The organism is Aeribacillus composti, from assembly GCF_031760945.1.
GTDB classification, from domain to species: Bacteria; Bacillota; Bacilli; order Bacillales; family Aeribacillaceae; genus Aeribacillus; species Aeribacillus composti.
In genome coordinates, this window is record NZ_CP134501.1 from 2245552 (window position 1) to 2263904 (window position 18353).

Here is an 18353-nt window from a genome sequence, read left to right on the forward strand (position 1 = left end):
AACTTATGTATCTTAGCCTTTTCGAGGCAATTTTAGACTGCGCTTTCATTGTATAAAAATGTTTCATCATTGTCTACCATTCTTTATAAAAAGACGTCGTTTATTTCATCTTTGCTGGTCTAAGCGGTATATAAAGCTTAAAAGCTCAGCTACCACTTCATAAAGCTCCTCGGGAATTTGCTCATTTATTTCCACTTCTGACAAAAGTTCAATAAGCGAGGGATCTTCTTGAATCGGAACATTGTTTTCTCTCGCTTTTTCAATGATTTTTTCAGCGACATACCCTTTACCTTTTGCCGATACTTTTGGCGCGGCGTCCTTTTCATCGTTATAGCTGAGGGCAACAGCTTTTAAATCTTTTGTTTCTTTTTTCATATTTTGATGTCCACCTTCTGGTAAGGTTGTCCGGAAATGACCTTTTGAGTTTGTTCATCCGTTTTTCCCTTTTGGATAGAAACTCCTGTTAAAACATAATTGATTTGTTTTAAATTTTCCTGAAGGCTTCCCAAATGCTGAACAATATCGCTTTCTTCAAGAATGTCGTTGTAAATCGTAACTTTTACAGCGCGATTTTGAATGAATACGTCCACTACTGTTTCTTTTATTTCTTTTAAATACAATGAAAAAACGATTCGGCAAAAATTAGGATTTATTTTTTCTGTTTCGTCTTTTTTTCCGTTGATTTGGATTGTAATATCCGTCCATTGCTCTCCTAACTGAATGGGGACATGAATAAAAAATTGTTCAACAGGTCCTTTTTGTTCCCGCATAAAATGCTGTCCGTTTATGTAATCTAAAGCGCGCTCCATCTCCCCTCTTAAACTTGAATGTTCCATATTTTGCAAATATTTTATAAGCAGTGTCTTTAATGGCCATTCACTCTGACCGCTACTGCTTTCAGCATGTTCAAATAAGCCGATTTTGGCTATCGCTGTTTTTAACAATTGTTTCACTTCTTGAGCGGAAACGTTGTGGATGCTTTGCTGAAACATCGCTTTCAACGTATTTTTTTCTTCCGCGTTCAGCATTTGTCCAATTCTACTTCCGTCCGCCTTGTCTTTTGTGAATGGTTGAAGCAATGCTTGCTCACTGTTTTCATTCAGTATAAGCTGCTTAATGGCTAGCGGATTTTCTTTCATCCAAAATTCAAGCTTATTCAACAATTGCTTGGAAAAGGTGTCATTTCTTTCCCGCAATATTTGGTTCACTTCTTCGGCTTTATAAAGAAAACGAAGGTTTGTAAGCTGAAACAGGTTTCGGTTTAGATCTTTCATGTCCTCGGCTCTTCCGCTATTGTTTAACATTTCGTCTAATTGAAAAAGGAGCTGAGACAGCTTCTTCTCGTCTAGAACAGCCAGCAAAGGACGGATGACATGCTCCGCAATTGGCAGTTTTTTTTCAAAAGCGATGAGAAGCGCCTGAAATAAACTTTCACGAGGAGCTTTTCCCTTAAAGGACTGCAAAATGTTGATGGCAAGAGCCAAGTCTTTTTTGGAAAAAGGAATTTCATTTTCCAGCAGCAAATCAATAAGCTGCGAGGCCGTATTGTCAGCAGGCAGGCGGAAATGTTCAAGAATAGCTCGGCCTGTATGACCTTCATCTTTTTCCGGAAACAAAAGCTTCAGTCTGATTCCGCTTTCCGTTACTTCAGTCTGAAACCAATAAGTTTTCATTGCTTGAATATCCGCCTCAACAGCAGCGGTTAATTTCATTTTTCCAATTGCAAGCAATGCATGAGAATTAGGATAAATTTTCAACACTTTTCCTTTCACAATCTCTTGATCTTGAAATGTTTTGGCCGCGGGATCAAAAAGAGATTGAAGACTTATCTTCCTAAGAAGAGCAGATATTTCATTCATTCTTATCACCCGTTAAAAAAGTTTAACGCATCTTGTACAGGAGCAAAGCTTTTCCGATGATGCTCCGTCACACCGTGCTTCTCGATCGCTTCCAAATGCTGCTTTGTGCCGTAGCCCACATGACGTTCAAAGCCGTATTCCGGAAATTGCTTTCCCAGCTCTTCCATGTACCTGTCTCTCACAACTTTTGCGACGCAGGAGCTTGCTGCAATCGTAATGCTTTTTTCATCACCCTTAATGATGGAAAGCTGCGGAATATTAATTGGTAATTCAAGAGCATCAATCAATAAATGATCCGGCTTTGCCTGCTTTAACTGATCAATGGCTAAAAGCATTGCTTTTTTTGTCGCATTGTAAATGTTTAGTTCATCAATTTCTTTTGCCGACACAAACCCAATCCCGACATCTACTGCCAGATCCATTATGTATTGAAAAAACTCTTCCCGTTTTTGCTTCGAAATTTTTTTCGAGTCCGTCAGCCCCGGCAAATAAAATTCATCAGGCAAAATCACGCAAGCAGCAACGACCGGACCTGCAAGACACCCTCTTCCCACTTCATCAATGCCTGCCAGCATTCGAAATCCCTTTTCTTTCAATGCTCTTTCGTATTTGCACATGTTTTGAAACTGCTGTCTCAATTGCTGCTCTTTTTCATATTGCTTCAGCCATTTTTTTACTAATTTTTGGACGGTTTTCCGCTCATCTTTTTGGCAGGCAAGAAAAAAAGGGTCGTTTATATCATGGATGGCACTGAGCTTTTCTTCAATTTCCTTCGCCGTTAAATTCAACTTTCTTCAACCTCTCCCTTAATATTTGCATTTGTAAATTTCGTTCGAATAGTTTGTACATGAACGGCTTCCTCGGCTGCAATTTGATTAAGCGTCTATTTTTCACATGCTCAAATGACTTTCAAGACTTTTTTACTATTTCCCGAAAGCTCTTTACCCGTCAAGAAAGGAAAACCGATTAACCGGTTAAGCGCCGATTGCACCGCTTCTCTCAAGTGAACGAGTTTTGTTAAAAATAAAATATAGACACGCGGAATGCGTGCCTTTATTCATTTGGCCGGTCAAAACTTATTTTCCCCAGCTTCAATGTCCGAACATCCCTTATGAACACTTCCGCCGTCTTGTCATAGTCTATCAGGCCGCCAGCTGATAAACAGCCTCTTTTTTTTCCAATATGATCAAATAAGTCGACGATTTCATTTTCATTTGATAGATTGTCGATTTGATAGCGATCCATTAAACGATCTGGATAATGCTTGATCAAGTATCGCATCGCATAAGCTGCTACATCCTGCAAATTTAAAATCTCATCCTTAATGGCGCCTGTCGCAGCCAGCTTCAGCCCGACTTCTTCATCTTCAAATTTCGGCCAAAGAATGCCTGGGGTATCGAGCAGCTCCAATTCTTTTCCTGTCTTGATCCAGCTTTGCTGTTTCGTTATGCCTGGACGATCGCCGGTTTTGGCAATGTTTCTTCCTGCAAGGCGATTGATCAGCGTTGATTTGCCGACATTCGGAATTCCAACAATTAATGCGCGGATCGCCCTTGGTTTTACCCCTTTTGCTTTCATTTTTTCACGTTCTTTTTCGAGCAGTTCTTTTGAAAGCTGCACGATTTGTTTTAGTCCTGATCCTGTTTGCGAGTCGATGGCTATTGATGCAATGCCCTGTTCTTTGTAGTACTGAATCCATTCTTTCGTAATGCTTTCGTCTGCCATATCCTTTTTATTTAAAATTAAAATTCTTTTTTTATTGGCAATAATGTCATCAATCATCGGATTTCTCGATGACTGAGGGATTCGGGCATCGACAAGTTCATAGACAATATCTATCAGTTTCAATTTTTCAACAACTTGCCGTCTCGCTTTTGCCATATGCCCTGGAAACCATTGAATCGTCATCTACTTCACCTACTTTACAACTCCAAATTCAGAAAGCGGCCAATAAACAAAATTAGTTTTCCCCATAACTGATTCAATCGGAATGGTCCCTATATGCCGCGAGTCTTTGCTGTATCTTCTATTATCACCCATAACAAACAATTCGCCTTCAGGCACAGTTGATCTTCCAATAATGTCTTCAAGTTTAAATGGTTCTGTTAAAGGGCCATCCACGCCGTTTTGTTTATATTTTTCCAAGTATGGCTCTTCATACTTCTTGCCGTTAATGTAGAGGGTGTCATCTTTATATTCTATATGATCGCCAGGCAAACCGATGACACGCTTAATGTAGTCTTTCTCTTCCGTTGCATGAAAGACGACAATGTCAAAGCGTTTTATTTCACCAAGCTTCGTTCCGATTTTATTCACGATCATTCGGTCCTGGTCTTGTAATGTCGGCATCATGGAAACTCCATCAACGACAATCGGAGCAAAGAAAAACGTCCGAATGACGACCGCCAACAAGACGGCGACACCTAGAGCTTTCATCCACTCAAAAAATTCATTTTTTTTACGTGACATTTCTTTCACACCTTTATGTTTTTAAAATGGTTTTTTATTTATTTTAATACAATTATTGGCTTAACAAAAGAACATGTCCACCTATTTTTAAACAGATTATGCTTTCGTTAAATAATTTTTTCCAAAAATATTAAATGAATTCATAAGTGAATGACTGCTCACATGACAAAAGGGCCTGTATTGAATACAAGCCCTTTTTATGTTCGAATGTTTATCTTTCTTTAATGCGAGCTGCTTTACCATGTAGATTGCGCAAATAGTAAAGTTTTGCACGACGCACTTTGCCTCGGCGAACAACTTCGATTTTCGCAATTCTTGGAGTGTGCAGCGGGAATGTACGTTCAACACCTACGCCGTAAGAAACTTTACGAACGGTAAATGTTTCGCTAATACCGCCGCCGCGGCGTTTAATCACAACTCCTTCAAAAACCTGAATCCGTTCACGGGAGCCTTCAACAACCTTCACGTGAACACGGACGGTATCCCCAGGTCTAAATTCAGGCAAATCTGTGCGAAGTTGTTCTTTCGTAATTTCTTCAATTAATTTTTGCATCGCAATCATCTCCTTCCAACAGATGCTCATACAAGATGCTTGCAGCGGAACATCGTTTTAAAAAGACAAGACCGGCTGTCTATGTCACAAAACGTATCTTATCATAGGAAACAAACCATTTGCAAGCATTCATTTCGCCTTTTTTATTTCTTCCAGCCATTTTTTTTGCTTTTCCGTTAAAGAATAGCCGTCCAATAAGTCAGGTCTGCGCTCCCATGTTCTTCGGAGCGATTCTTTTTCCCGCCATTCGGCTATTTTTTCGTGATGGCCTGACAATAACACATCAGGCACCTTCATCCCCCTGAATTCAGCAGGGCGGGTGTAATGCGGATGTTCAAGCAGTCCCGTTGAAAAAGAATCATTTTGGTGCGATTCTTCATTTCCGAGAACACCTGGTAGAAGACGCACAACACAGTCAATGATGACCATCGCGGCAAGCTCACCGCCTGTCAGGACAAAGTCTCCAATTGAAATTTCGTCTGTCGCAAGAAAACGGATTCTTTCGTCGTAGCCTTCATAATGGCCGCAAATAAATATTAGATGATCTGCTTGAGCCAGCTGCTCTGCTTTTTTTTGGGTAAAGCGTTCTCCTTGCGGACAAACAAGTATGACTTTCGAATGCTGTGCGTTTCGCTTTTCTTTTACAGCCTCAACAGAATGAAAGATCGGCTCCGGCTTTAATACCATGCCGGCACCGCCACCGTACGGATAATCATCGACCGACTGATGCTTGTCTGTTGAATAGTCTCGAAAATTAATAACGTTAATCGAAACAGCATCCTTCTCCTGAGCTTTTTTTAAAATCGATTGGTTAAAAACTCCAGCGAACATATCAGGAAATAAAGTCAGTACATCAATAATCATTTGTCCAATAACCCTTCCATAGGAAAAATGATGACTCGCTTCTCTTTCACATCAATATGTTTCACAACATCCTCGATATATGGAATCAACAAATCTTTTTTGCCTTTTCGTTTGACAACCCACACATCGTTGGCACCGGGCGTTAAAATTTCATTTATGATCCCCAGCTCATCACCGTCTTCGGTATACACGGAGCATCCGATGATTTCATGAAAATAATATTCTCCTTCATCCAGGCTGCCAAGCTGGCTTTCTGGAACCTTTATGTCTGAGCCTTTAAACGGCTCAACCTCATTGATCGAATCATACCCTTCAAAAGACAATAAATCAAAATTTTTATGAATTCGATGAGATTTGACAATGACTTCAACAGGCTCTTTGTCTTTTTGAAAAATGTATAAACGGTTTCCGCGTTTATATCGCTCATCAGGAAAATCAGTTACGGAAACGACGCGCACTTCGCCGCGAATTCCGTGCGTATTGACAATTTTTCCGACTTGAAACCATTTTTCGGCCATATGATCACCTCTAGCGAATCTCTTTTACTACTCCATCTTCGATCACAATCGTTTTTTCATTCAGCAATTGATCCCAGTTGTCGCCTTCTTTTACTTCGATTACTGCGTTCACTTCCCGTTCTTTTAATTCGCTGCCTAGAGGGAGCATATCGATTTGCTGAAGCTTAAATTCCATCAACTTCATTTTTTCCTTTCTTTTGTTGATTTCCTGATGGTACTGGGAAATGATGGACTGGTTTTTTGTTGTTTTTTCAGCTTTTTTCAGCTGAAAATATAATTGATCGCATTCCCGTTTCATTTCTTCTTTTTTTGCCTGCCATTTATGAATCAGTTTTTCCTTGCTGTTTTCCGTCAATATTTGCTTTACTGTGATCGGATAAATGATTTTCATTCCTCTCTCCTCCAGTCATAAAATTGCTCCGAGGAGTATATTCATGGAAGATCCCTCCCGGCTTTTCCCTTCTGGCCAGAAGAGGGAGGTCTGGAATCGTCGCAATTTCAAATGTGATTTTTTGATCCTGCGAAATCAGCTTTTCTTCTTTTGTAAAAAAGGCGAGGAGCAATCCCCTCACCTTTTAATCATTAATTTTAAGCGTTACTCTCATTGATTTGCCGCTAGCCGCTGCATAAACGACCGTCCTGATCGCTTTTGCAATACGGCCTTGTTTTCCAATCACTTTGCCAATATCGTCTTGGTGAACAGAAAGAGTATATACAATTTCACCTTTTTTCTCCTCTCTGTTCACCTTGACTTCATCCGGATGATCAACAATAGCTTTGGCAATTGTTGTTATTAACTGTTCCATAATAATCACACATTATTTACTATATTTCGCATTGTGGAATTTTTCCATAATCCCTTGTTTCGAAAACAGGTTACGAACAGTGTCAGACGGTTTTGCACCGTTTTGAAGCCACTTAAGAGCCAATTCTTCGTCAATTTTCACTTCAGCAGGATCCTTTACTGGATTGTACGTACCGATCGTTTCAATGAAACGTCCATCTCTAGGAGAACGGGAATCAGCTACAACAATGCGATAAAATGGAGATTTTTTTGCACCCATGCGTTTTAAACGAATTTTAACTGCCATATTTTTTTACACCTCCGAAATATTTTCAACAAAATAGAATATTATCAATGATCAAAAAGTTTGTAAAGTGTTTTTTCTTAACAGAATAAATTTTTATTACATAAAAGGAAATTTAAATCCTTTTCGCTTGCCTTTTGTCATTGAAGTCATTTGCTTCATCATTTTTTTCATTTCTTCAAACTGCTTTAAAAGCCTGTTTACTTCCTGGACAGAAGTACCGCTCCCTTTAGCAATCCGTTTTCTTCTGCTTGCATTAATAATTTCCGGCTTCTCTTTTTCTTCTTTTGTCATGGAGCGGATGATCGCTTCAACGTGGCTTAGCTGCTTTTCATCAACTTGAATGTTTTTCAAGCCTTTCATTTTCCCTGCACCAGGCAGCATGGAAATCAACTCATCAAGAGGACCCATGTTTCTTACTTGTTCAAGCTGCTCTAAAAAATCATCAAAAGTAAAAGACATCGTCCTCATTTTTTCTTCCAGCTGCTTCGCTTTCTCCTGATCGACGTTCTCTTGAGCCTTTTCGATCAGGGTCAAGACATCTCCCATTCCTAATATACGCGATGCCATTCGTTCGGGATGAAACGGTTCGAGCGCATCCAGCTTTTCGCCCATCCCGGCAAATTTAATCGGAGCACCTGTTGCCGCACGAATGGAAAGCGCAGCACCGCCACGTGTATCCCCATCAAGCTTTGTCAAAATAACACCGGTAATGCCAAGCTCATCATGAAAGCTTTTTGCCACATTGACGGCATCTTGTCCAGTCATGGCATCGACAACGAGAAAAATCTCATCAGGATTTGCAGCTTCCTTCACCTGCTTTAATTCATCCATCAGATTTTCATCGATATGCAAGCGTCCGGCTGTATCAATGAGAACATAATCATGATGCTCATTTTTGGCATATTCCAGCGCCTGTTTGGCTATTTCAACAGGGCTTACCTTGTCGCCGAGTGAAAATACAGGCATGCCAAGCTGCTTTCCTAATGTTTCTAATTGTTTAATGGCTGCAGGACGATAAATATCAGCTGCAACAAGAAGCGGGTTTCGGTTATGTTTTTTTCGCAAGTAGTTGGCAAGCTTTCCAGTCGTAGTCGTTTTCCCTGCACCTTGAAGGCCCGCCATCAAAATCACCGTCGGCGGCCGTTTGCTTACGGCAATTTTGCTCTGCTCGCCGCCCATCAGCTCGGTCAGCTCTTCTTTCACTACTTTGATAACTTGCTGGCCTGGTGTCAAGCTTTTCATGACTTCCTGGCCAACAGCCCTTTCGCTGACTTTCTTAATAAAGTCTTTGACGACTTTATAGTTGACGTCCGCTTCCAAAAGAGCAAGACGAACTTCCCTCATCATTTCTTTGACATCCGCTTCAGAAACCTTTCCTTTGCCGCGGATTTTAGCCATCGTGTTTTGCAGTCGGTTGGCTAATCCCTCAAAAGCCATGGCGGCTCCTCCTAATCCAGTTTTTCCAAAAGATGAAGTAGTCGGTCAAATTCTTCCTTCATTTCTGATTGGAAAGGCAGACCTTTCAGCTTTTCAATTATTTTTTTACGCTCTTTAAATTTCTTGAACAGCTGAAGCTTCTGCTCGTATTCCTCCAGCATCATTTCCGTCCGTTTTATGTTGTCGTACACTGCCTGGCGGCTGACGTTGTATTCTTCAGCAATTTCACCTAGGGAGTAATCATCCAAGTAGTACAGAGACATGTAGCTTTTTTGCTTTGGCGTCAACAACGACTGATAAAAATCAAATAAATAATTCATCCTCGTTGTTTTTTCAAGCAACATCAACACCCCCTGTTGTTAAGTGAATTGCCTTTACATGTTTTTAGTGTATCGATTCTAACTGTAGATGTCAAGTTTTTTTCTTAACACAATTACGTTACGCTTCATCTACTAAATCGGCAAACAGCCCATAAACATATTTCTCTGCATCAAATTTCTCAAGATCGTCCATTTTTTCGCCAAGCCCCACCAGTTTTACAGGAATGTTCAGCTCATTTCGAATGGCTAGAACAATTCCTCCCTTCGCAGTGCCATCCAATTTTGTCAAGGCAATTCCAGTGACATTTGTCGCCTCCGAAAACTGTCTTGCCTGGCTCATTGCATTTTGTCCTGTTGTCGCATCAAGGACAAGCAGCACTTCATGCGGAGCACCTGGAATTTCCCGTTCGATAACCCGCTTTACTTTCTCAAGCTCTTTCATTAAATTCATCTTATTTTGAAGCCGTCCAGCAGTATCACATAATAAGACGTCTACTTTTCGAGAGCGAGCGGCCTGAATGGCGTCATACACGACGGCAGCAGGATCAGAGCCTGCCGATTGTTTAATCACATCTACGCCAACCCGATCCCCCCAAACTTCCAGCTGTTCGATGGCGCCTGCTCGGAACGTGTCGCCGGCAGCAAGAAGGACAGATTTTCCTTCTTCTTTTAATCGATGTGCAAGCTTTCCGATCGTCGTCGTTTTTCCAACACCATTGACGCCAACAAACAATACGATGTTTAACCGGCCGTCTTCAATGTTTAAATCGGTAGGAGCGCCGTCTTCTCCTTGGTAAATTTCAACAAGCTTTTCGGAAATGGCAGCGCGCACTTCCTTCGGTTCTTGAATGTTTCGCCTTTTCACTTCCATTTTCAATTCATCGATCAAGTCCATGACCGTTTGAACGCCGACATCGGCAGTAATCAAAATTTCCTCTAATTCCTCGAAAAATTCTTCATCAACCTTTCGATAGCGCGAAACAAGTTCATTTAAGCTTTCTGTAAAAGAGCTTCTCGTTTTTTCAAGCCCTTCTTTAAATTTTGCCGTTACTGAATCCTTCTGCTTTGAAATTTTTTCTTTTAATTTCTTAAAAAAACTCATTTATTTTTCTTCCTTTCACGACGATTTCACATATCTAACTGTATCTTCCAAGCGGACGGATACAACTTTTGACACTCCCGATTCTTGCATTGTCACACCATATAAAGCATCCGCTTCTTCCATCGTCCCTTTCCGGTGGGTGATGACAATAAATTGAGTATTCTCACTGAAACGCTTCAAAAATTTAGAAAATCTTTGAACATTTGCTTCATCCAATGCCGCCTCTACTTCATCGAGAACACAAAACGGAACAGGACGTACCTTTAATATGGAAAATAGAAGGGCAATTGCAGTCAAAGCGCGTTCGCCTCCGGACAGCAGGCTTAAATATTGCAGTTTTTTCCCTGGAGGCTGAGCAATAATGTCCACTCCGGTGTTTAACAGATCGTCGGGATTTGTCAAAATTAAATCCGCTTTTCCGCCTCCGAACAGTTCTTTAAAAACGATATCGAATTGAGAACGTATTTTGGCAAACATTTGGGAAAACTGCTTTTTCATTTCTTCATCCATTTCGGCGATGACTTTAAAAAGAGTTTCTTTTGCATTCAATAAATCGTCCCTCTGTTCTGTTAAAAACTCATGCCGTTCACGCACCCGCTCGTACTCATCAATTGCCCCTAAGTTTACGGTTCCAAGCTCTTCTAATGCCAGTTTAATCAGCTTTACTTTTTTCTTCGCCTCTTCTTTCTCCATCTGTAAAGGAAAGCGGGCCTTTGCTGCTTCAAAAGTTAGCTTATACTCATTTTGCAAATAATTCAAGAGCTGATCAAGCTCCACATCCAGCCTGTTTAATTTTACTTCTTCATCTTTTAGAACGTCCGTCAGTTGTTTATGAGCGCGCTTCAGCTCTTTCCATTCTTTTTCTTCTCGTTCCAGCTCTTCTTGCATGCTCATTCGCTGGCGTCTGCGGGATGCGATCAATTCAATTGTTTTATTTTTGTCCTCAAGCTTCTCCTTTTTTATTTCTTCCAATTGGATTTCACCGGAGTGATCGCGGTCGATTTCATCCAATAATAGTTGTAAATCTTTTTCCGCCTCTTTCTTTTTTTGATTCGCCAGATGATATTCTTTTTCAAGGCGTGCTAATTGTTCCTTACTATTTTTAAAGGATTCCTCTTTTCCTGCAAGAATAATTTTGAGCTCTGTTATTTCCTGCATCCATTCTTCCTTTGATTTTTGCTGTTTCTCCTTCTTCTCGGCCAGCTGACGAATCTCTGAATCTAGCTGTTGTATTTGTCCTTCCATTTGTTCGATGGAGGACAGCAATTTTGTTTTTCTTTCATCTAACTTCTCCTGTTCTTCTACATAGGCGATTTTTTCAGCATCGTAAAGCTTCAAATGATCATTAATATTTCGCTCTTTTAATTCAATTTCCCTCAAGCTGCCCTTCAAAGCTTGCTCTTCCATTCGCAAAGAAGATCCTTCTTCCCGCAGATCATCAAGCTCTTTCTCTTTTTTGGCAATCGATTGCTTCAGATTTTTTACTTCTTTTTCGAGCGAAGCTGTCTTTTCTTCCATTTCCGCAATTTTGTCGCGAATCGACTCAAGCTCTCGGTTTTTGGTAAGGAAAGAAGGTGATTTCTGCTTCACCGCTCCTCCTGTCATCGATCCGCCTGGATTGACTACATCGCCTTCAAGCGTAACAATTCGGTGCGAGTACTGAATTTGTTTGGCAATCGCATTTGCCCCTTCCAACGTTTTTGCAATAATAACGTTTCCTAACAGATTTTCTATGATCGGCTTATATGCTGATTCATATTCCACGAGTTGAGACGCTATCCCGATAAAATCAGGATGGCTTTCTGCAATCGAAAGCTGATATTTCGGGATTGAGCGGCCTTTGATGACAGATAAAGGAAGGAACGTCGCTCTGCCGAATGCATTTTTCTTCAAAAACGCAATCGCCTGTCTTGCCGATTCTTCATCGTCAACGACTATATGCTGGCTTGCCGCGCCAAGAGCAATTTCAATGGCTGTTTCATATTCATGTTTCGTTGTCAACAGCTCGATAGCAGCACCATGTATGCCTTTTAGCTTGTTTTTTGCTTTTAAAACTTCACGGACACCTTGGAAGAAACCGGTATAATCCTCCTGCATCGCCTCTAGCATTTCTTTTTTTGATTTTGCTTTTTGTAAATATTGATATGCTTGATAAAGCAGCGATTCCTTCTTTTCATATTGTTGTTTTAGGCTTTCCAACGTTTTTAAGCCTGTATGATAAGAGGAAAGCTGATTTTGCAATGTTTTTCCGATTTTAGAAAGCTGTGCTTCTATTTTCCCTTTCTCTTTTTTCAGCTCTTTTCTTTCGGAAATATATTTTTCGTTTGCCTCGTCTAAGCGGTCTGCTTTGACTTTTCGCAAGCTTAGCTGTTCCTCAATATAATTGATTTCATTTCGAGCGCTTGCCAGTTCATTTAATTTTTCAAAATAGTCACTTTTTAGCTGCTCAAGCTTTTCCTCGATGTTTCCATCCAGGCTTAGCAGCTCGTTTTCTTTTTTTTGCAGGAAGGATTTTAGTTCTTTTACTTCTTTTTCGCATGTTTCATAGACGCTTTTTTGCTCTTCTTTTTCTTTAAATAATTGATTTATTTGTTCAGTCAGCTCAGCGATTTGCTCTTTCAACTGTTGTTCGTTTTGCGCCGCATGTTTTTTTCTTTCTTTTAAAACTTCTTTTTTCCCTTCAAGCTTCTCCAGTTCTTCGCTTGCCAAAAGAAGAACTTGCTGCAAATCATTGATTGATTCATCCAATGCACTGATTTGATCCCGCATTTCTTCCAGATTCGCTTCTTTTTTTTGTATTTGCGATGTCAGCTCTAGTTCGCGATCGCGATTTTCTTCGACCGAACGCTTCAATGCTTCCCATCTATCATGAAGCTCTTCGATTTCATGCGCGAGAAGAGCGACCTCATGCTGCTTCAGTTCTTCCTTTTTATCCAAATAATCCTTTGCAATAGATGCCTGCATTTTAAGGGGCTCAATTTGCGCATTCAGTTCATATAAAATGTCTTGAACTCTATTTAAATTTTCTTCAGTTTCAGCAAGTTTTATTTCAGCTTTCTTTTTTCGGGTTTTATATTTTAGCACACCAGCCGCTTCTTCAAAAATTGTTCGCCGATCTTCCGGTTTCGCGCTTAAAATTTCTTCAACCTTTCCTTGGCTGATAATTGAAAACGCTTCTTTTCCGAGCCCGGAATCCATGAACAGGTCGATAATATCTTTTAAGCGGCAAGATTGCTTGTTTATAAAAAATTCACTTTCTCCAGAGCGGTAAACTCTTCTTGTCACACTTACCTCATGATAATCGATCGGCAAAAACTGATCGCCGTTATCAAGAGTTAAAGTGACTTCCGCCATATTTAAACGTTTGCGAGTATCGCTTCCAGCAAAAATAATATCCTCCATTTTGGATCCTCTTAACGATTTTGCTGATTGCTCCCCAAGAACCCATCGAATAGCTTCTGTAATATTCGATTTTCCGCTCCCATTTGGGCCGACAACAGCGGTAACACCGCCAGCAAAATCAACGCTGATCCGATCTGCAAAAGATTTAAATCCTACGATATCTAAACGTTTGAGGAACATGGTGATCCCCTTTCATTCCAAATAAGTCTTTCCTATTTTACCATAACAAAAAATGATCGGAGCAATATCAATAAAAAATCCCCCGTTTATTTTTGGGGGAATTCGCCTAATTTTTGCAATCCTTGTTCAGCTGCATGCTGTTCTGCTTCTTTTTTGGAACGGCCCACTCCAGAACCGATCACCTCTCCGTTTAAAGATACGGTTGCAACAAATTCTTTATTGTGAGCGGGGCCTTTTTCTTCCAAAATTTTATAATCCAAAACACCTTTTCCGTCACGTTGAATAAGCTCTTGCAATCTGCTTTTAAAATCCATCACATGAGAAAAAGCACCTTCGTCGATTTTCGGGAAAACGACCTTATTTAAAAAAGAAGTGACTGACTCAAGGCCTTGATCCAAATACAAAGCGCCGATAAATGCCTCAAAGACATCAGCTAAAAGAGCTGGACGACCGCGCCCCCCAGTCATTTCCTCTCCTTTTCCGAGCAAAACGAGTTCGCCAAAAGAAAGCTCGTTGGCAAAAGTAACAAGCGATGGCTCGCAAACAATGGCAGCTCTCAGCTTTGTCAAATTGCCTTCAGACATTGTCGGATATTTTTTATACAAGTACTCCGAAACCGTCAGCTCCAATACTGCATCACCTAAATATTCCAGCCGTTCATTGTCTTCATACGGTTTTTTGCGATGCTCATTCACATAGGATGAATGTGTAAAAGCCTGAAATAAGAGCTTTTCATTCGTGAACGTAATGCCGATTTTTGCTTGGAAATCACGAAACTTTTCTATTTTTTTAAAAAAATTTTTTTTTAAATTTGTTTTGTTAGGCATACGTTACCTCCATTTTCTAAACAAATGAAAAAAACCTCTACTTAATGTTAACAAAAAAAGGGATGAAAAGGGAGAAAGCCCCGCAAAGATACGGGACTTTTTAAAAACATGCAATTATAGTTTGCTCTGTATGTAATTAACTGCATCCCCTACAGTCACAATTTGTTCCGCTTCTTCGTCGGAAATTTCCATGCCGAACTCATCTTCTAATTCCATAACAAGTTCAACAACGTCTAGGGAATCGGCGCCGAGATCGTCTTTAAAAGAGGATTCAAGCTTTACTTCAGATTCATCAACTCCGAGACGGTCGACGATGATCTTCGTAACACGCTCCAATACATCTGCCATAACTTTCACCTCCCTCCAGTATTATAGAAGATTTGTCTTCATATTACTACAACGAATTCAAAATTAATACATGACCATTCCGCCGTCGAGACAAAGTGTTTGCCCTGTCATATAGGAGCTTTTATCAGAAGCAATGAATGTTACCATATTGGCAATATCATTCGGCTCGCCGAAACGTCCGAGCGGAATTTGTTTGAGCATTTCATTTCTTATTTGTTCAGGGAGCTGATCCGTCATATCGGTTGAAATAAAACCTGGCGCTACAGCATTTACTGTAATATTTCGGCCCGCCAACTCCTTCGCAGTCGTCTTCGTCAGTCCGATAATCCCGGCTTTAGCCGCTACATAGTTTGCCTGTCCAGCATTACCAGCTATACCGACGATCGATGCGATGTTGATGATCCTGCCGGAACGCTGCTTCATCATTTGTCTTGTGACCGCTTTTGTACAATTGAAAACACCTTTTAAATTTATGTTGATCACGTCGTCCCATTCTGATTCTTTCATTCGCATAAGCAAATTATCTTTCGTGATTCCGGCATTATTTACAAGAATGTCGAGACGGCCGAATCGTTCGATTACTTCATTGACCATGCTGTTTACTTCATCAGCATTTGCAACATTAGCGCGAATGGCAAAAGCTTTCCGTCCTAAGGATTCAATTTCTTTTACCACTTCATTGGCTTTTTCCTCATTACCAGAATAATTTACAGCAACATCCGCGCCATTTTTGGCAAGATCAATAGCAATCGCTCGGCCGATTCCGCGGCTCCCTCCCGTTACAAGGGCCGTTTTCCCTGAAAGCATAATCATACCTCCTTTATGTCATGAACAACTGCTTCTAATGATGACAAATCAAAAATATTGTATGTTTTAACGCTGCGATCCACCTTTTTGACAAGACCTGTCAGAACTTTTCCAGCACCGATTTCAATAAACGTTGTCACCCCTGCTTGAATCATCGACCGTACACTTTCTTCCCATCGAACAGGAGAATAAAGCTGCTCAATCAAAAGGCTCTTGATTTCATCTTTATTTTGAACAGGAGCAGCAGTCACGTTTGCGATGACAGGAACGGATGCATCTTGAATGGTCACTTCATCAAGCACTTTGGACAGCTCGCTGGCAGCCGGCTTCATCAATTCAGAATGAAATGGACCGCTTACTTCCAGCGGGATTACCCGCTTGGCGCCCTTTTCTTTAGCAAGCTCTCCAGCTCTTTGTACTCCTTCTTTTGTTCCAGAAATAACGATTTGCCCGGGACAATTTAAATTTGCCAGTTGTACTAGTGTGCCTTCATTCGAGATTTGTTTTGTTATGTTTTCAAGTTCTTCCTGCACCATACCTAAAACGGCAGCCATGGATCCTTCTCCTGCAGGAACCGCTTTTTCCATCAGTTCACCGCGCTTTCTTACAACATAGACTGCATCTTCAACTGTCATGACGTTTGCCGCCACTAATGCTGTATATTCACCCAGGCTGTGTCCGGCAACATAATCAAAAACGACTTCATACTGTTTCAATGCTTCAAAAATCGCAGCGCTTGTCGTCAGCAGTGCAGGCTGTGCATTGTATGTTAACGTCAATTCTTCTTGCGGACCGTTGAAAATAATAGAAGTTAAATCAAAGTCTAAACGTTCATTTGCTTTTTGAAAAATTTCCTTGGAAATGGGAACTTGATCAAAAAAATCTTTTCCCATACCGACTTGCTGAGAGCCTTGTCCCGGAAACAGAAGAGCAGTTTTCCCCATTGTCAATCCCCTTTCATTTGCATGTTCTGAATCGTTTCTTCTATCGTTGAAGATACGGAGTTCGCCACTATTTCCCGAGCCTGGCGAATAGCATGAAAAATAGCCAGCTCATCGGATGAACCGTGGGCTTTGATCACCGGTGCTTTCAGCCCGAATAAGCAAGCCCCGCCATGCTCTGAATAATCCATTTTTTTCTTTAGTCCTTTTAATTTCGGCTTCAAAACAGCTGCAGCAATTTTCGCTGTAAAAGAGCTTGTCAACGCCTCTTTCATCATGGCAAATACCGAAAGTGCTGTGCCTTCAATGGCTTTCAAAGCAATGTTTCCTGAAAAACCGTCCGTTACTACAACATCAGCCGCTCCTGACAGCAGGTCGCGCGCTTCTACATTGCCGACAAAGTTGATCGGCGATTGAGACAGAAGTTGAAAAGCCTGTTTAGCTAATTCGTTCCCCTTTTTTTCCTCCGTTCCAATGTTGAGCAAGCCAACTCTCGGAGATTTGATCCCTCTCACCTTTTCTGCATAAACGGAGCCCATGATTGCATACTGCTGCAGATGTTCCATTTTCGCATCTGCATTAGCGCCGACATCGAGCATCACAAAGCCTTTTCCATCAAGGGTCGGCAGCGTTGGTGCCAGCGCCGGCCGGTCGATGCCGTTTATACGGCCGATAATAAACAGACCGGCAGTCATAAGCGCGCCTGTATTCCCAGCTGAAATGCAAGCATCCGCCTTTTTATCACGAACTCTTTCAGCCATAATGACCATCGACGCATTTTTTTTTCTGCGCACAGCCCGAACAGGTTCGTCGTCATTTTCAATTTTTTCTTCTGTATGAAAAATAGAAACGTTTGTATGTCTACCTTCTAACAATGGAGTGATCAGCAACTCATTTCCGATTAATTCAATTTCCAAATCAGAAAATTCATCAAGCGCTCTTAATGCTCCTTTTACAACCGCTTGAGGCGCGTTGTCTCCCCCCATTGCATCAATGGCTATCTTCATGTTTTGCCCCTTCCTTTTTAGATTGATTCGCAGATCTGAACATTTCAAATTCACCTGAAAAAACGAGTTCGTTGCCGACATAGCTGTTTACTTCAACAAACGTTCGGCCTTTATCTCGGTCAATGCGAGTGACTTTTGCTTTTGCGACAACGCGCTCATTTTCTTTTACTTGCCGTGTGAAACGGATTGTCGCTTTAGCCGTTAATGCCAATTCATCATCAATGCAAGCAACGGCAAGAGAGTTCGCTTGTGCAAATAGATGATGGCCGCGTGCAATTTGATTTCGGCTAAAAACATGCTCTTTTTTAACATCAAAAATCGAAATAGCTGATTTATCGAGCTCAAGATCAATAATTTCACCGATCACTTCATCAATCGGAAGGGATTTGACTTCATCTTCAAGTTTTCGTTCAGCGACATGCTTGATTCGTTCTCTTAATTCCGGGATCGACAGTTCTAGTCTGTCCAAACGGATGGTTTGGACGCTGACGCCAAATTTTTCAGCTAATTCTTCATCTGTAATAAAAGGCGTTTCTTGAATTGTTTCCAACAATAAACGCTGTCTTTCCTTTTTACTGCGTCTCATTTTTTACACCGTCCGACTAGTATTAAGACTAGGTACTAATAA

Annotated in this window: 21 protein-coding genes; all 21 read right to left on the reverse strand. The window is 40.9% G+C overall.

The features are described 5' to 3' along the window. Positions 1-105 precede the first annotated feature (105 nt). The gene (locus RI196_RS10815) at positions 106-375 is read right to left on the reverse strand and encodes an EscU/YscU/HrcU family type III secretion system export apparatus switch protein (protein WP_063388419.1); all 270 of its coding nucleotides are present in this window, start codon (positions 373-375) and stop codon (positions 106-108) included. Then, complete coding sequence (locus RI196_RS10820; protein WP_311066235.1) at positions 372-1859, reverse strand: hypothetical protein; 1488 nt, start codon at positions 1857-1859, stop codon at positions 372-374. The genes RI196_RS10815 and RI196_RS10820 overlap by 4 nt, the downstream gene beginning before the upstream one ends. 5 nt (positions 1860-1864) lie before the next feature. Next, on the reverse strand, positions 1865-2647 hold the full coding sequence (gene rnhB / locus RI196_RS10825) for a ribonuclease HII (RefSeq protein WP_375338750.1): 783 nt from the start codon (positions 2645-2647) through the stop codon (positions 1865-1867). Between the two features lie 265 nt (positions 2648-2912). Beyond that, entirely contained in the window at positions 2913-3767 is an 855-nt protein-coding gene (gene ylqF, locus RI196_RS10830; protein WP_063388422.1) for a ribosome biogenesis GTPase YlqF, read from the reverse strand. 9 nt (positions 3768-3776) lie between these two features. Further along, a complete protein-coding gene (lepB, locus tag RI196_RS10835; RefSeq protein ID WP_063388423.1) occupies positions 3777-4328 on the reverse strand; it encodes a signal peptidase I in 552 nt (183 codons plus the stop codon). 211 nt (positions 4329-4539) lie between these two features. Beyond that, a complete protein-coding gene (gene rplS / locus RI196_RS10840) occupies positions 4540-4881 on the reverse strand; it encodes a 50S ribosomal protein L19 (protein ID WP_063388424.1) in 342 nt (113 codons plus the stop codon). A gap of 129 nt (positions 4882-5010) precedes the next feature. Beyond that, the gene (gene trmD / locus RI196_RS10845) at positions 5011-5745 is read right to left on the reverse strand and encodes a tRNA (guanosine(37)-N1)-methyltransferase TrmD (RefSeq protein ID WP_063388425.1); all 735 of its coding nucleotides are present in this window, start codon (positions 5743-5745) and stop codon (positions 5011-5013) included. Next, positions 5742-6263, reverse strand: a complete 522-nt coding sequence (gene rimM / locus RI196_RS10850; protein WP_066246531.1) for a ribosome maturation factor RimM — start codon at positions 6261-6263, stop codon at positions 5742-5744. Before rimM ends, trmD begins: the two co-directional genes overlap by 4 nt. A 10-nt stretch (positions 6264-6273) precedes the next feature. Continuing rightward, the gene (locus RI196_RS10855; protein ID WP_063388427.1) at positions 6274-6654 is read right to left on the reverse strand and encodes a YlqD family protein; all 381 of its coding nucleotides are present in this window, start codon (positions 6652-6654) and stop codon (positions 6274-6276) included. Positions 6655-6838: 184 nt separating this feature from the next. Beyond that, positions 6839-7069, reverse strand: coding sequence for a KH domain-containing protein (locus RI196_RS10860; RefSeq protein ID WP_063388429.1), 231 nt, complete (start codon positions 7067-7069; stop codon positions 6839-6841). A 12-nt stretch (positions 7070-7081) separates the two neighbouring features. Further along, positions 7082-7354: a 30S ribosomal protein S16 gene (gene rpsP / locus RI196_RS10865; RefSeq protein WP_063388430.1), complete on the reverse strand. Its 273-nt coding sequence runs from the start codon at positions 7352-7354 to the stop codon at positions 7082-7084. Between the two features lie 96 nt (positions 7355-7450). Then, a complete protein-coding gene (gene ffh / locus RI196_RS10870) occupies positions 7451-8791 on the reverse strand; it encodes a signal recognition particle protein (RefSeq protein WP_066246533.1) in 1341 nt (446 codons plus the stop codon). An 11-nt stretch (positions 8792-8802) separates the two neighbouring features. Further along, entirely contained in the window at positions 8803-9135 is a 333-nt protein-coding gene (locus RI196_RS10875; RefSeq protein WP_311066236.1) for a putative DNA-binding protein, read from the reverse strand. A gap of 94 nt (positions 9136-9229) precedes the next feature. Continuing rightward, positions 9230-10213 carry a signal recognition particle-docking protein FtsY gene (ftsY, locus tag RI196_RS10880; protein WP_063388433.1) on the reverse strand — a complete coding sequence of 328 codons (984 nt, stop codon included), beginning with the start codon at positions 10211-10213 and terminating at the stop codon, positions 9230-9232. Between the two features lie 15 nt (positions 10214-10228). Further along, positions 10229-13795, reverse strand: coding sequence for a chromosome segregation protein SMC (smc, locus tag RI196_RS10885; RefSeq protein ID WP_066246535.1), 3567 nt, complete (start codon positions 13793-13795; stop codon positions 10229-10231). An 86-nt stretch (positions 13796-13881) separates the two neighbouring features. Beyond that, the gene (gene rnc / locus RI196_RS10890; protein ID WP_063388435.1) at positions 13882-14622 is read right to left on the reverse strand and encodes a ribonuclease III; all 741 of its coding nucleotides are present in this window, start codon (positions 14620-14622) and stop codon (positions 13882-13884) included. Positions 14623-14736: 114 nt separating this feature from the next. Next, complete coding sequence (locus RI196_RS10895; protein WP_063388436.1) at positions 14737-14970, reverse strand: acyl carrier protein; 234 nt, start codon at positions 14968-14970, stop codon at positions 14737-14739. A gap of 63 nt (positions 14971-15033) precedes the next feature. Further along, positions 15034-15777 (reverse strand): 3-oxoacyl-[acyl-carrier-protein] reductase, encoded by a 744-nt coding sequence (gene fabG / locus RI196_RS10900; RefSeq protein ID WP_063388437.1) that lies wholly within the window; start codon positions 15775-15777, stop codon positions 15034-15036. Between the two features lie 2 nt (positions 15778-15779). Beyond that, positions 15780-16721, reverse strand: a complete 942-nt coding sequence (fabD, locus tag RI196_RS10905; protein WP_063388438.1) for an ACP S-malonyltransferase — start codon at positions 16719-16721, stop codon at positions 15780-15782. Positions 16722-16723: 2 nt separating this feature from the next. Beyond that, the gene (gene plsX / locus RI196_RS10910) at positions 16724-17725 is read right to left on the reverse strand and encodes a phosphate acyltransferase PlsX (protein WP_311066237.1); all 1002 of its coding nucleotides are present in this window, start codon (positions 17723-17725) and stop codon (positions 16724-16726) included. Next, a complete protein-coding gene (gene fapR / locus RI196_RS10915) occupies positions 17709-18311 on the reverse strand; it encodes a transcription factor FapR (protein WP_063388440.1) in 603 nt (200 codons plus the stop codon). The genes plsX and fapR overlap by 17 nt, the downstream gene beginning before the upstream one ends. Positions 18312-18353: the final 42 nt, after the last annotated feature.

Coding starts and splice junctions, on each gene's coding strand:
- RI196_RS10815 (WP_063388419.1), bottom strand. CDS start 375: ATGAAAAAAGAAACAAAAGATTTAAAAGCTGTTGCCCTCAGCTATAAC.
- RI196_RS10820 (WP_311066235.1), bottom strand. CDS start 1,859: ATGAATGAAATATCTGCTCTTCTTAGGAAGATAAGTCTTCAATCTCTT.
- ylqF (WP_063388422.1), bottom strand. CDS start 3,767: ATGACGATTCAATGGTTTCCAGGGCATATGGCAAAAGCGAGACGGCAA.
- lepB (WP_063388423.1), bottom strand. CDS start 4,328: ATGTCACGTAAAAAAAATGAATTTTTTGAGTGGATGAAAGCTCTAGGT.
- rplS (WP_063388424.1), bottom strand. CDS start 4,881: ATGCAAAAATTAATTGAAGAAATTACGAAAGAACAACTTCGCACAGAT.
- trmD (WP_063388425.1), bottom strand. CDS start 5,745: ATGATTATTGATGTACTGACTTTATTTCCTGATATGTTCGCTGGAGTT.
- rimM (WP_066246531.1), bottom strand. CDS start 6,263: ATGGCCGAAAAATGGTTTCAAGTCGGAAAAATTGTCAATACGCACGGA.
- RI196_RS10855 (WP_063388427.1), bottom strand. CDS start 6,654: ATGAAAATCATTTATCCGATCACAGTAAAGCAAATATTGACGGAAAAC.
- RI196_RS10860 (WP_063388429.1), bottom strand. CDS start 7,069: ATGGAACAGTTAATAACAACAATTGCCAAAGCTATTGTTGATCATCCG.
- rpsP (WP_063388430.1), bottom strand. CDS start 7,354: ATGGCAGTTAAAATTCGTTTAAAACGCATGGGTGCAAAAAAATCTCCA.
- ffh (WP_066246533.1), bottom strand. CDS start 8,791: ATGGCTTTTGAGGGATTAGCCAACCGACTGCAAAACACGATGGCTAAA.
- RI196_RS10875 (WP_311066236.1), bottom strand. CDS start 9,135: ATGTTGCTTGAAAAAACAACGAGGATGAATTATTTATTTGATTTTTAT.
- ftsY (WP_063388433.1), bottom strand. CDS start 10,213: ATGAGTTTTTTTAAGAAATTAAAAGAAAAAATTTCAAAGCAGAAGGAT.
- smc (WP_066246535.1), bottom strand. CDS start 13,795: ATGTTCCTCAAACGTTTAGATATCGTAGGATTTAAATCTTTTGCAGAT.
- rnc (WP_063388435.1), bottom strand. CDS start 14,622: ATGCCTAACAAAACAAATTTAAAAAAAAATTTTTTTAAAAAAATAGAA.
- RI196_RS10895 (WP_063388436.1), bottom strand. CDS start 14,970: ATGGCAGATGTATTGGAGCGTGTTACGAAGATCATCGTCGACCGTCTC.
- fabG (WP_063388437.1), bottom strand. CDS start 15,777: ATGCTTTCAGGGAAAACGGCCCTTGTAACGGGAGGGAGCCGCGGAATC.
- fabD (WP_063388438.1), bottom strand. CDS start 16,721: ATGGGGAAAACTGCTCTTCTGTTTCCGGGACAAGGCTCTCAGCAAGTC.
- plsX (WP_311066237.1), bottom strand. CDS start 17,725: ATGAAGATAGCCATTGATGCAATGGGGGGAGACAACGCGCCTCAAGCG.
- fapR (WP_063388440.1), bottom strand. CDS start 18,311: ATGAGACGCAGTAAAAAGGAAAGACAGCGTTTATTGTTGGAAACAATT.